Genomic DNA, 12,752 nt, shown 5'->3' with positions numbered 1-12,752 from the left:
AGCGTACGGGCGGCGGGTCGTGTCTCACCCGGCGGAGGCGCGGAAGGTGCGCAGGAAGACGTCCAGCGCACGCCGGTTCGCGGTGTCGTCCCAGTCGGCGGCCGGGGTCGTCCAGCGGAAGGAGAAACCGCGGCCCGGCCCGGTGAGGAAGCCGCGGCCGAGGGTGCGCTCGCGGACGCCGGAGGATTCGGACAGCCACTCCATGTCCGCCGCGTCCAGGCCGCGGTAGTCGACGGAGCGGATGGCGCCCACCCGTTGGTAGTCGACGGACGTCCGCTTCAGGGAGGGCTCCAGGTCCCGCCAGACACCGACGGGGTCCGGCCCGAGCCGCTCGCTGTAGGTGACCGCCAGCGTGCGCGGATCGCCGGACGCGCCGAACGTCACCCGGTAGGAGGCGTCGGAGGCGCTGTCCCGGTCGACCGGCCGCCAGCCGGTGGGCAGGGCGATAGAGAACCCCTCGGGCGCGTCGTAGCGGCGGAAGCCGGCGGGCGGACCGCTCCGGTCGGGCCGGGAGGGTGAGACGGAGGGCGCGGGAGAGGACGGCCCGGACGAGGTGGGCGGCGCGGAGGACCGCGCGGTGGGCGGCACGGTGGGCGCGTTCCCGCCGGCGGCCGGGCGGGACGGCTCGGGGCGGGACGCGGAGGGACCGCCGTCCTGGCCGCCGCCGGTGAGGGCGAGGGCGGCGAGCGAGGCACCGGTCACGGCCAGCGCAAGAACGCCCAGCAGCACCGGCCGGCCCACGGTGCGTCTGCCCCACACCCGGCCGGTGCGCCAGGCGGCCGCGTAGGCGTCGCGCAGACAGGGCAGCGGCGCGTCCGGCCCGGGCTCCCCGGGGTCCTCGCGCAGGATGCGGGTGAACGCCGCGCGCACCACCGGCTCGGGCAGCCGTTCCTGCGGGTCCTTGCGGAGCAGCCCCTGGACGGCGGGGCCGAGCGGTCCGGCGTTCTGCGGGGAGCGGATGGGCAGCAGGTCGACCGCCCGCAGGGTCGCCTCGACCGGGCCGCGGTCCCGCACGGGCGGACGCCCCTCCACCATCGTGTAGAGGATCGCCCCGAGCGCCCACAGGTCCGACGCGGGCCCGGCTCCCTCGCCGCGCGCCTGCTCGGGGGAGGCGTACGACGGCGCGGTGACGCGAGGCGAGGCAGCGGCGCCCAGCAAGCCGAAACCGGCGACGAGCACCCCTCCGTCGCCGCGCACGAACACCTGCCCGGGACTGAGGTCGCCGTGCGTGATGCCCTCGCGGTGGGCCGCCGCGAGGACGTCGAGGATCGCGAGGCCCGTGCGGGCGGCCCGGACGTAGCTGACCGGCCCCTGCCGCAGCAGGTCGCTCAGCGGGGTGCCGTCGATCCGGTCCATGACCGTCCACAGCGCGCCGTTCTCCTCGACGACGTCGAGGACGGTGGCGACCCGGCCGGGGCAGGCCAGCTCCATGCTCTCGGACTCGCGCAGGATGCGGGCGGTGCCGGGGCGTGCGCCCGTGCCGTGCCGCGATTCGGTCAGGGAGACCGGCCGCCGGAAGCGGACGTCCTGACCGCGCAGTCCCGTCCGGCCCTCCTCCCGGTGCACGACCTCCTCGGGCCGGTACCGTCCGGCGATCAACTCCTGTGTGCTGGCTTGCCCTTCGGTCATGGTCATCCCTCGCTGCGCACCGGTCTCACGCCTTTCCCGGTTGTACGGCGGGGGCGGCGCCCGGCGTTCAACGCGGACGCGATTTGGGCGGCCGGGTTCGTCCCGGACGGCGCGCTTCGAGCAGGCGTGCGGACAACTCGCGCCAGGCGATGGCCAAAGGGTGACGCTACGGCGTGGCGCCGATGTACGACTCGGCGAAGGCGGCGCCCGCGGCGGGGGAGCGCAGCAGGCGACGCAGCCGGGCCGCGGCGGCACCCGCGCGGAAGGGGTCGCCGGAGGAGGGGCCGTGCAGCAGCTCCGCGAACCACCGCGAGAACTCCTGGTACTCCCACACCCGCCGCAGGCAAGCCGCCGAGTAGCCGCGCAGGCCGCTGTCGTCTCCCTCCCCGCAGAACGCGATGAGCGCGTCGGCGAGCAGGAAAGCGTCGTGCAGGGCCAGGTTCATGCCCTTGGCGGCGATCGGCGCGACGAGATGGGCCGAGTCCCCCGCGAGGTACAGTCGCCCGTACGACATCGGCTCCACCACGTAGTTGTGCATGTCGAGCACCCGCTTCTCGATGAGCCGGCCCTCGGTGAGGGGAGCGGCCCCCGGGACGGCCAGCCGCGCGTGCAGCTCGGCCCAGACCCGCTCGTGGGACCAGTTCTCCGGGTCGTCCCCGGGCGGGCACTCCAGGTAGTAGCGGGTGACCTCGGGGCTGCGGGCCATGTGGGCGGCGAAACCGCGCGGGTGGATGCCGAACACCACGCAGTCCGAGGACGGGGGCGCCTCGGCGAGCAGCGCCAGCCAGCCCACCCCGTACTCGAAGCGGGAGACGGGCGCGTGCTCGGCGGGCAGGTGGCGGCGGGTCACCCCGCGGGCCCCGTCGCAGCCGGCGACCACCGCGCAGTCGACACGCCGCCGCGCGCCGGTCAGGGGGTCCGTGTACGACACCGAGGGCTCCGTGCCCTCGATGCCGGTCAGCTCCACGTCGCGCACCCCGAAGCGGATGTCGCCGCCCCGCACGTCCGCGTACTCCCGCACCAGGTCCGTCACCAGCAGGGGCTGCGGGTACACGAAGTGGCGGTCCCCGGCCGGCTCGGCGTAGCGGAACCTGTGCCGCTCGCCCGCGAACCGGAACTCGCACTCGTGGTGGGGCTGAGCGCGCTCCACCAGCCGCTCTGCGAGCCCGTGCCGGCGCAGGGCACGCACGGCCCACTCCTCGATGAAGCCCGCGCGGGGCCGCTGCTCGACGAACTGTCTGCTCTCGGTCTCCAGGACCACGCAGCCGACGCCCGCGGCCCGCAGGATGTTGGCGACGGTGAGACCGGCCGGACCCGCGCCGACGATGACGACGGGTATGCGCTCGGCCGGGGCGGAGGAAGTGGGGGAGGCGGGATTCACCGGACCATCATGACGGCGCCACCACCGCGAACGGCCGCCGTGCACAGGCGGGTTGGCTCGCGCGCGGACCCCGGCGCGGCCGTGTCCGCGCCGGGGTCCGCACCGCTCCGGCGGACGGCGTCAGGCGAACGCGTCGCGCAGCGCCGGCAGCAGCGTCTTCTCCGACCAGTCGAGGAAGGCGTGCTGGGAGTCGCCGCCGATCTGCACCAGCGCGACCTCGGTGAACCCGGCCTCGGCGTAGGGGCGTACGGCCTCGACGAAGGCCTGGGGGTCGTCCCCGCACGGAATCGACTCGGCGACGTCGTCCGGCGTGACGAACTGGGTCGCCCCGGCGAAGGACTGGGGATGCGGAAGCTCCGAGTTGACCTTCCATCCGCTGCCGAACCAGCGGAACTGGTCGTGCGCCCGCTGTACGGCCGCCTCGCGGTCCGGGTCGAAGCAGACGGGGAGCTGCCCCACCCGGGGCTTGCCCTGCCCGCCGTGCCGGTCGAAGCCCTCGAGGAGCTCCGCCTTGGGTTCGGTGGCGATCACGAGGTCGGCGAAGCGGCCCGCCAGGCGGCAGGAGCGCTCGCCGGACACCGCGAGCCCGATCGGCGGGGCCTGGTCCGGGAGGTCCCAGAGCTTGGCCGACTCCACGTCGAAGTGCGTGCCGCGGCGGGTGACATGGCCGCCCTCGAACAGGTCGCGGATGATGCCGACCGCTTCCTCCAGCATCTCGTGCCGCACGTCGACCGAGGGCCAACCCCCGCCCACCACGTGCTCGTTGAGGTTCTCGCCGGAACCGAGGCCCAGCCGGAACCTGCCCTCGGACAGCAGCTGCATCGTCGCCGCCTTCTGCGCCACCACCGCCGGGTGGTAGCGGAAGGACGGGCACGTCACGTACGTCATCAGCGGGATCCGCGAAGTGGCCTGGGCGGCGGCCCCGAGCACGCTCCAGGCGTACGGGGAGTGGCCCTGGGACTCCAGCCACGGGAAGTAGTGGTCCGAGGTCACCGAGAAGTCGAACCCGGCCTGCTCGGCCCGTACCACGTGGTCGACGAGGTCACGGGGGCCGGCTTGCTCCGTCATCATCGTGTATCCGATTTGCACCATAAGGAACGGGTCCCCGATCCGGTGATCCGGAAACAGGGACCTTCCCCCGTACGGCGCTACCCCGCGACGCGGGCCACGAACTCCCAGCTCCCGTGCGGCGCCTCGTACACGACGAACCCGGGCTCGGCGCGCACGAACGCCGCGCCCTCGGGCTCCCGGACGTCCGAGCGGGCCCCCGCCGGGACGTGGACCTCGGCCGTCGATCCCACCGGCACCCGCACCGACAGCCGCAGCGCGGTGCCGACGACGGACCACGCGACGGACGCCTCGCCCCGGACCGTGCGCACCGAGGTGCGGGCCCAGTCCACGCCCGCACGGCCGTCGGGCCGCACGGTGAAGGTCCGGTACCCGGCGTCACCGGGCCGCAGTCCCGCCACGTTCTCGTACAGCCACTGCACGACCGTGCCCTGGAAGTAGTGGTCCCGGGAGCGGGAGTCCAGGGGCCACATCTCCCACATGGTGTCCGCGCCGTGCTCGAACCAGTACCCCCAGCCCGGGTACGTGCGCTGGGTGGCTATCGCGTGCGCCACCTCGGGGTGCCCCTGCGCGGACAGCTCGCGCAGCAGCACGCTCGTCCCGAGGGCCCCGGTGTTGAGATGGTCGCCGCGCCCGCGGATGTCGGCGAGCAGCGAATCCACGACGCTCGCCCGGGCGCCGGGCGGGACGAGTCCGAAGGCGAGCGGGACGCAGTTGCTGGTCTGGCGGTAGCCGGGGTCCTTGGCGGTGCGGTAGTGGCCCTCCGGGCTCAGGAAGGCGGCGTTGAATGCCTCCTTCAGCTCATCGGCCGCCTTGCGGTAGCGGACGGAGACATCGTTGTCGTCGAGCAGGTCCGCGAGTTCCGCCGTCCCGGTCAGGGCCCGGTACAGATAGGCCGTAGCGGTGAGCCGGGTGTCCTCGGGCGGGTTGCCGCCGTAGCCCGGCGGCAGGTAGTCGCCGAGGGCGGTCACCGCGAGCCCGTCCTCCAGGCGTGAGATCTCCCAGTCCAGGTAGCGGGTGAGGGGCTCCCAGTGGTCCCGGGCGAGCCGCTCGTCGCCGTACACGCGGTACATCTCGCGGACGAGGAAGGGGTAGACGGTCGTCCACTCGGGCGAGGGGCCGAGGTCTCCGTAGCCCCAGCCGCCGCTGGGGACGATGACCGGGAGCTGCCCGTCGCCGTTCTGGCTGTCCGCGAGGTCGCCCAGCCACTTGGTCAGGAAGCGGTGCACCCCGAACGCGTACGCCATGACGGGCGCGCCGAGCTGGGCGTCGCCGGTCCAGCCGTTCTTCTCGTACATCGGCGTGTCCGTCGGGATGCCATGCAGGTTGTTCAGGACCGTGCGCCGCATCGCCGCCTCCAGCCGCTCGTAGAACGGTTCCGAACAGGCGAAGGCGCCTGTCCGTTCGACCGGGGTGTGCACCACCCGGCCCAGCACCTGCGAGGCTTCCGGCTTCGCGGGCAGGCCGCTGACCTGCACATAGCGGAAACCCTTGTACGAGAAGGCGGGCTCCCACACCTCCTCGCCGCCGCCCGCGCACACGTACTCGTCCGTCTGGAAGCGGCCCGGCACGTGCCCGGTCTCCGCGTGCACGCTCCCGTCGTCCTTCAGCTTCTCGCCGTGCACGAGCCGGACCGTCGTCCCGGCGGGCGCCCGGACGGTCAGCCGGGACCAGCCCGCCATCGTGCGCCCCATGTCCACGACGTACACACCCGGCCGCAGCTCCGACACGGCCACCGGGCGCACGGTCTCCACCACCTCGATCGGGTCGTGCCCCTGGGCGCGCAGCGTCCCCTTGGGGGCCGGCTGCCGCGGTGCCTTCCGCCAGCCGGTGTCGTCGAACCCGGGGCGCGTCCAGTCGCCCGGTGCCTCGCGGGCGTCGTAGGTCTCGCCCGCGTAGAGGGAGTTGGAGCGGGTGGGGCCCTCGGTCAGCCGCCACCGCCCGTCCGTGGCGACCGTGGTGCGCGAGCCGTCCGGGTGGTCGATCTCCAACTGGGCCAGCAGCCGGGGCTCGCCGTGCCAGGGCGGCCGGTGCCAGTTCCACACGTTGGGCGTCGTCATGCCGAAGAAGCCGCGCCCGAGCGTGACTCCGATCGCGTTGCGGCCGCGCCGGACGCGGTCCGTCACGTCGTGCACCGCGTACAGCACGGTCTCGTCGTAGTCCGTGAAACCGGGGTCGAGGACCTGGCGGCCGACCCGTACGCCGTTGAGTTCGGCGTCGTAGTAGGCGAGCCCGCTGAGGTACAGGCGGGCGCGCGCCACCGGCTTGGGGACGTCGAACTCGCGGCGCAGCAGCGGAGCGGGCCGCTCGGGCGCGGGGACCGTCACGCCGTCGCCCCAGGGACCCTGTCCGTAGGGGGCGAGCACGGCCGCCCGCTCCCACCGTCCGTCGTCGAACTCCGGCTGCTGCCAGCCCTGTTGCTCGCTGTCGGCGCAGAGCCAGCCGCCGTCGGTGACGAACTCGACGGTGCCACCCGCCGCCGTCTCGACGAGCAGCCGGACGAGCAGCCCGCCCGGGTTCACCGAGGCGGGAGCGCCGCGGTTGGTGGCGAGCGCGGCCACCACCATCCGCCCGCCGGGCGCGGCCCGCACCTGCCCGGTGACGTCCGCGGACTGTCCGGTGCGCCAGGCGTCCGTCCGCTCGTCCTGGTGCAGCACCCGCTGTCCGCCGACGTACAGCGTGAAGTCGTCGTCGGCGGTGGCCACCAGCGTGGCGCGGCGGACGTCGGTGCCGGCGGGAAGCGTCGTCGTGCCGCGGAACCAGCGCGGCCCGGTGGGGGAGGAGCCGGCGGTCGAGCCCGGCGACCAGATCCAGGCCGCGCCCTCGAAGCCGGGGGGCTCGGGGGCGGCGTCCGCTCCGATCCAGACACCTCGCCAGGCGTCCTTTGGCATCGTTGTCTCCCACCAGCGCGAGGTGCTCCACGCGGACGGGCGGCCGTCGCCGTCCCAGACGCGGACCTGCCAGTGGTAGCGGGTACGGGCCTTGAGGGCGGGGCCCGCGTACACGACGCCGACCGTACGGTCGGACGCGACCCGGCCCGAGTCCCAGACGAGGCGGCGCCCTTGCCGCAGCTCCCCGGCGTCCAGCGCGACCCTCACCTGGTAGGCGGTCTGCCGGGCCGCGTGCCCCTCGGCCGTCAACTCCCAGGTCAGCCGCGGGCGTTCGACCGCGGTGCCGAGCAGCGTCTCGGCGTACTCGACGGTGGTCCGTTCGATGCGCAGCCCGCCCGGCCGTACGGCGTCGCCGCCCCGGTCCTCGGACGCGGACGCGGTGCCGGCCGCCGCTCCGAGCGCGACGGACGCGCCCGCCCCGGCGATGGAACTTCTCAGGAAGACCCGGCGGTCCCAACCCTTGGCCATCTGTGCCCCTCGGTGGATTTCGATGGATTCGGCCCATGCGTCGCCAGGGACCCATGGTGATTGAAACGTTTCATTCCGTAGTCGTCGATCCTATGCACCGGCTGTGGCGGCCTTCAAGAGGCGTGCACGGGTGGCGTGGACACCAGGGAGGCGCGCGGGAAGGATGGCGTGTGCACGCAGCGGGCGTTCGCGGCGGCGGGGGCACCCCGCCGCCGTGGGGGCGCCCGCCCCGCCCCTCGTCCGCCGTCCCTCAACCGCCCGGAGGCCGCCCCGTATGAGCGCCCGCCCCCTGCCCGAGAGCGGTCCCGCCGCCGAGGGCGTCGACGCGTCCGGTGTCCACGCCTTCCTCGACGCGGTCGAGGCCGCGCCCGGCATCGAGCCGCACAGCCTGATGATCCTGCGGCACGGACGCCTCGTGGCCTCCGGCTGGTGGGCGCCCTACACCCCCGAACGCCCCCAGCTGCTCTACTCGTTGAGCAAGAGCTTCACGTCCACGGCCGCCGGACTCGCCGCCACCGAAGGGCTGTTGGACCTGGACGAGCCGGTGGTCTCGTACTTCCCCGAGTTCGAGGCCGACATCACCGATCCGCGCAGCCGCGCCATGCTGGTGCGGCACGTCGCGTCCATGGCCAGCGGACACCTCGCCGAGACCCACGACGCGGCGTTCAGGCGTGATCGCGCGGAGCCGGTGCGCGGCTTCCTGCTCACGCCGCCGGACCGGGACCCCGGCACCGTCTTCGCGTACAACCAGCCCGCCACCTACACCCTCGCCGCGATCGTCCAGCGGGTCACCGGCCGCACGCTGACGGAGTACCTGCGCCCCCGGCTCTTCGACCCGCTGGGCATCGGCAAGGTGGCGTGGATCCAGCGGCCGTCCGGCCGGGACCTCGGCTTCAGCGGACTGCACGCCACGACCGACGCGATCGCGCGGCTGGGGCAGCTGTACCTCCAGGACGGCGTCTGGGAGGGGCGGCGGCTGCTCCCGGCGGCCTGGATCGCCGAGGCGACCCGCGCGCACGTCTCCACCTGGGACGGCACGCCGCAGGGCAGGGAGTCGGACTGGCAGCAGGGCTACGGGTTCCAGTTCTGGCGGGCCCGGCACGGCTACCGCGGTGACGGGGCGTACGGGCAGTTCTGTCTCGTGCTGCCCGAGCACGACGCGGTGGTGGCGACGACCGCGGCGACAGAACAGATGCAGGAGCTGCTGAACCTCGTCTGGCGGCACCTGCTGCCCGCCTTCGGTCCGGCCCCGCTTCCCGGCCACGACGACGAGAGCCTGCGCAAGCGTCTCGCGGAACTGGCCCTGGCGCCGGTGCCGGGCGACGGCGCCCCGCGGACGCGGGCGGAGTCGTGGTCCGGCGCCCGCTTCGCCCCCGCGGCGGACGATACGGGCGCCGCCAAGCCGAAGAAGCTGACGGGCGTCCTGGTCGACGCCGACGGGGACGGCTGGACCCTCACGCTGGACGAGAACGGCACCCTCCTGCGGCTGCGGCTGGGCGGCGCCGGCTGGACCACGGACGGCGGACCGGTGCCCACCGCGGTCAGCGGGGGATGGAGCGACGCGGACACCCTGCGCGCCGACGTCCTGTTCCTGGAGACGCCGCACCGGCTGAGCGTGACCTGCTCGCTCACCTCCCGTACGTTCACCGCGCGCTGGCGCACGGTGCCCCTGCACGGCGGCCCGCTCGCCTCCCTGCGGGCCCCGGGACGGGACACCGCGTCGGGGGCCCCCGGCCCCGGCCCCGCATCCGGGTGAAGGCGGCGGCGCACTCCCCGCACGGCACGCGTCGCCCCCGGTCGTGCGCGCCGGGCGGACGTATGGCATGCCGATGCACGGGTAATCGCCGATGATCGTACGAGGACGGCGGCGGCTGCCCGGGTGCGCCGTCACGGCAGTGGAGTGTGCTGATGCAGCTGAATCTCGAAGGACGCACCGCGCTCGTCACCGGCTCGACGCAGGGGATCGGGGCGGCCATCGCCCTGGGCCTCGCCCGGGCGGGCGCCCGCGTCGGTGTCAACGGGCGTGACGAGGGCCGGGTCGCGGAGGCCGTCGCCCGGCTGAACGGGGACGCCCCACAGGCGGAGTTCGTCCCGGTCGCCGCCGACCTGGGGACCGAGGAGGGGGCGGAGAGCGCCCTGGAGACGCTTCCCGACGTCGACATCCTGGTCAACAACCTCGGCATCTTCGGTGCCAAGCCGGCCCTGGAGATCAGCGACGACGAGTGGCGCCGCTACTTCGAGGTGAACGTCCTGGCCGCCGTCCGGCTGACCCGCGCCTACCTGCCCGGCATGACGCGGCGGGGCTGGGGGCGCGTGCAGTACATCGCGAGCGACTCGGCGGTGGTGATCCCGGCCGAGATGATCCACTACGGCATGTCCAAGACGGCGCTGCTCGCGGTGAGCCGGGGCTTCGCCAAGGAGGCGGCGGGCACCGGGGTCACGGTCAACTCCGTCATCGCCGGCCCCACGCACACTGGCGGCGTCGAGGACTTCGTGTACGAACTCGTGGACCGCGAGCTGCCCTGGGACGAGGCACAGCGCGCGTTCATGCGCGAACACCGCCCGCAGTCCCTGCTCCAGCGGCTGATCGAGCCCGAGGAGATCGCGAACCTCGTCGTCTACCTGAGCTCGGACCAGGCGTCGGCCACCACCGGGGGCGCCGTCCGGGTGGACGGCGGCTACGTCGACTCGATCCTGCCCTGACGGTCCGGCCGACAACGACGCGACGCGGGGACCCCTTTGAGCGGGGCCCGGCGTCGCGGTGTGCGCAGCCGCGGTCGAAGCGCTTCCGGGCCGGTGAACTCGGCCTCCACAGCCACGACATGCGCGGACACCTCGCCGGGGCCGGCCCGCGCCACGCCGGCTGACGGACGCGGCACACCGGCCGGGGAGCCACCCGCGCCGAGCCGCCACCGGAGCCCTTTACGGACCCACCCCCTGGCGGATCACCGGCGGAACGACGTCCCGGGGCAGGACGTCGTTCATCACTACGTGGTGCGCCCTTGGGCCGGCCAGGACGCCTGCGGGTCCCTGAAGATCAAGGCTTGAGGGCGACGGCGCCGAACTGCGGGAGCGTGGGCGCCGAGTCGGAGTCCGCACGCCACCGGGAGCAGGACACGAGACCCGGGGTGACGAGGTCGAGACCGTCGAAGAAGGAGGCGATCTCCTCGCGGGTGCGGGCGGTGATCGGCGGGGTGGCGTTCTCGTTCCAGAACTTCATGGCCTCGACGTTGCCCTCGCCGCCGAGGTCGGCGTCCGTCGTCGGGTGGGTCAGCGCGAGGCAACTGCCCGACGGGACGGCCGCCATGACCCGGCGCACGATGTCCCGCGCCTTGTCGGTGTCCAGGACGAAGTTCAGGATGCCCAGCATCATCACCGCGACGGGCCGCTCCAGGTCGAGGGTGTCCGCGGCGCCCCGGACGATGGTGTCCGGGTTGTGCACGTCGGCGTCGATGTAGTCGGTGACGCCCTCGGGGGTGCTGGTCAGCAGGGAGCGGGCGTGGACGAGCACGATCGGGTCGTTGTCGACGTACACGATCCGCGAGTCCGGCGCGATCCGCTGCGCGATGTCGTGGGTGTTGTCCAGGGTCGGCAGGCCGGTGCCGATGTCGAGGAACTGGCGTACGCCGAGGTCGGCGGCGAGGAACTGCACGGCACGGCCCAGGAATTCGCGGTCCGCGCGGGCCACGTCCCGGATCACCGGGAACATCGAGGCGACCTGCTCGCCGACCTTCTGGTCGACCTCGTAGTGGTCCTTGCCGCCGATCCAGTAGTTCCACACCCGGGCGTTGTGCGCCACCGAGGTGTTCAGTCTTCCGGAGGCACCTGTCGGGCGCTGCGTGTCGCTCATGTCGTTCCCTTCCTGCGCGCCCGAGGGCGTCCGGGCGCGTGTGGCCGCCGGGGCGGCACCTGACCGTCGCCGCCATTGTGCCCCCTTGATCACGCGGACCGGACCCGCCCCGGCACGAACCCGACGGGCCCGCGGACCGGCGAACCGGTCGGCACGGCACGGCAGTTCGCGACCGCGCACGCGAGCCGACGCCGAGACCGCCGCCCCCTCACGTACGCGTAGGGGACGGCGGGGAACCCGGGGTACTCGTCAGGAGAGGCAGCCCACGTGGGCCAGGGCCTGCCGGAGCAGGACGCCGTGGCCGCCGGGCATCTCGTTCAAAACCATCTGCGACGACGCCTCCTGGGGGCTGAACCACACCAGGTCGAGTGCGTCCTGCCGCGGCCGGCAGTCGCCGGTCACCGGGACGATGTAGGCGAGCGACACCGCGTGCTGGCGAGGGTCGTGGTACGGCGTGACCCCGTGCGTGGGGAAGTACTCGGCGACGGTGAAGGGCTGCAGCGACGCCGGGACCCGGGGGAGTGCCATCGGGCCCAGATCCTTCTCCAGGTGGCGCAGGAGGGCGTCCCTGACCCGCTCGTGGTGCAGCACCCGGCCGGAGACGAGGGTGCGGCTGACCGTCCCGTCGGGGCCGATGCGCAGGAGCAGTCCGATGCTGGTGACTTCGCCGCTGTCGTCGACGCGCACGGGGACGGCCTCGACGTACAGGATCGGCATCCGGGCGCGGGCCTGGTCCAGTTCGTCGGGAGTCAGCCAGCCGGGCGAGGTCTCGGTCATGTCAGACATTCGTTGATCATACTTTCAGTGACCCCCGCTTGGCCCGTACGTCGCGGGTCCGACCGGGGGCGCGTCGGCGGCGCGCCGGGCAGGTGCTGCCGAACCGGGCGGCGGAGGTCTAGAGTGAACCCGCCAGTTGGTTGAATTGCCAACCAGGTCGTGGACAACCGAGGAGCCCCGATGGAACCTGTGGACCTGGCAGCCGTCGAAGCCGAGCGCTCGCGGATCCGGGAGACCTACCTGGCGGCCTCGGACCGCCCGGCGAGCTCCGCCCGCGGCGTGCACCACGTGGCCCTCCTCTCCTCGGACGTGGAGCGCACCGTGCGCTTCTACCAGGAGGTCCTCGGGTTCCCGCTCACGGAGATGATCGAGAACCGCGACTACAAGGGCTCGACCCACTTCTTCTTCGATCTGGGCAACGGCAACCTGCTGGCCTTCTTCGACTTCCCCGGCCTCGACCTCGGCCCGTACGCCGAAGTGCTCGGCGGGCTCCACCACCTCGCCATCTCCGTCGACCCCACCACCTGGCGGCGACTGCGCGAACGCCTCGGCGAAGCGGGGGTCGACTACCAGGAGGAGAGCGGTACCTCCCTCTACTTCCGCGACCCCGACGGCGCCCGCGTCGAACTCCTCGCCGACCCCCTCGGCGAGATGTACGGCACGACCGTGCTCTGAGGCCCGCCTCTCC

At 73.6% G+C, this 12,752-nt stretch carries 9 protein-coding genes; 3 read left to right on the top strand and 6 right to left on the bottom strand.

Features of this window, described 5'->3' with window-relative positions:
* Nucleotides 1-24 precede the first annotated feature (24 nt).
* From ACZ4VA_RS07635 to ACZ4VA_RS07620, 4 genes are all read right to left on the bottom strand, one after another.
* Complete coding sequence (locus tag ACZ4VA_RS07635) at nucleotides 25-1,629, bottom strand: serine/threonine-protein kinase (RefSeq protein WP_468080278.1); 1,605 nt, start codon at nucleotides 1,627-1,629, stop codon at nucleotides 25-27.
* 166 nt (nucleotides 1,630-1,795) lie between these two features.
* Nucleotides 1,796-3,010, bottom strand: coding sequence for a 4-hydroxybenzoate 3-monooxygenase (locus tag ACZ4VA_RS07630; protein ID WP_468080276.1), 1,215 nt, complete (start codon nucleotides 3,008-3,010; stop codon nucleotides 1,796-1,798).
* 120 nt (nucleotides 3,011-3,130) lie between these two features.
* On the bottom strand, nucleotides 3,131-4,102 hold the full coding sequence (locus ACZ4VA_RS07625) for an LLM class F420-dependent oxidoreductase (protein WP_355784522.1): 972 nt from the start codon (nucleotides 4,100-4,102) through the stop codon (nucleotides 3,131-3,133).
* 56 nt (nucleotides 4,103-4,158) lie between these two features.
* A complete protein-coding gene (locus ACZ4VA_RS07620; RefSeq protein ID WP_468080274.1) occupies nucleotides 4,159-7,437 on the bottom strand; it encodes a family 78 glycoside hydrolase catalytic domain in 3,279 nt (1,092 codons plus the stop codon).
* A 274-nt stretch (nucleotides 7,438-7,711) separates the two neighbouring features.
* On the opposite strand from ACZ4VA_RS07620, the gene ACZ4VA_RS07615 reads away from it, so the two are divergent.
* Both ACZ4VA_RS07615 and ACZ4VA_RS07610 read left to right on the top strand, forming a co-directional pair.
* The gene (locus ACZ4VA_RS07615) at nucleotides 7,712-9,193 is read left to right on the top strand and encodes a serine hydrolase domain-containing protein (RefSeq protein ID WP_468080272.1); all 1,482 of its coding nucleotides are present in this window, start codon (nucleotides 7,712-7,714) and stop codon (nucleotides 9,191-9,193) included.
* A gap of 152 nt (nucleotides 9,194-9,345) precedes the next feature.
* Nucleotides 9,346-10,140: an SDR family NAD(P)-dependent oxidoreductase gene (locus tag ACZ4VA_RS07610; protein WP_355792582.1), complete on the top strand. Its 795-nt coding sequence runs from the start codon at nucleotides 9,346-9,348 to the stop codon at nucleotides 10,138-10,140.
* A 334-nt stretch (nucleotides 10,141-10,474) separates the two neighbouring features.
* Here ACZ4VA_RS07610 and ACZ4VA_RS07605 read toward each other — a convergent pair whose 3' ends face one another.
* On the bottom strand, nucleotides 10,475-11,287 hold the full coding sequence (locus tag ACZ4VA_RS07605) for an SAM-dependent methyltransferase (protein ID WP_356239776.1): 813 nt from the start codon (nucleotides 11,285-11,287) through the stop codon (nucleotides 10,475-10,477).
* A gap of 249 nt (nucleotides 11,288-11,536) precedes the next feature.
* Nucleotides 11,537-12,073 carry an NUDIX hydrolase family protein gene (locus tag ACZ4VA_RS07600; protein WP_355792576.1) on the bottom strand — a complete coding sequence of 179 codons (537 nt, stop codon included), beginning with the start codon at nucleotides 12,071-12,073 and terminating at the stop codon, nucleotides 11,537-11,539.
* Between the two features lie 171 nt (nucleotides 12,074-12,244).
* Between ACZ4VA_RS07600 and ACZ4VA_RS07595 the strand changes: the two genes are divergently transcribed.
* On the top strand, nucleotides 12,245-12,739 hold the full coding sequence (locus ACZ4VA_RS07595; protein WP_356168148.1) for a VOC family protein: 495 nt from the start codon (nucleotides 12,245-12,247) through the stop codon (nucleotides 12,737-12,739).
* The last annotated feature ends 13 nt before the right edge of the window (nucleotides 12,740-12,752 follow it).

Source organism: Streptomyces sp. NPDC028308 (assembly GCF_055565855.1).
The sequence above is the reverse complement of the archived record's forward strand: the minus strand, read 5'-3'. Positions and strand labels throughout refer to the sequence as shown.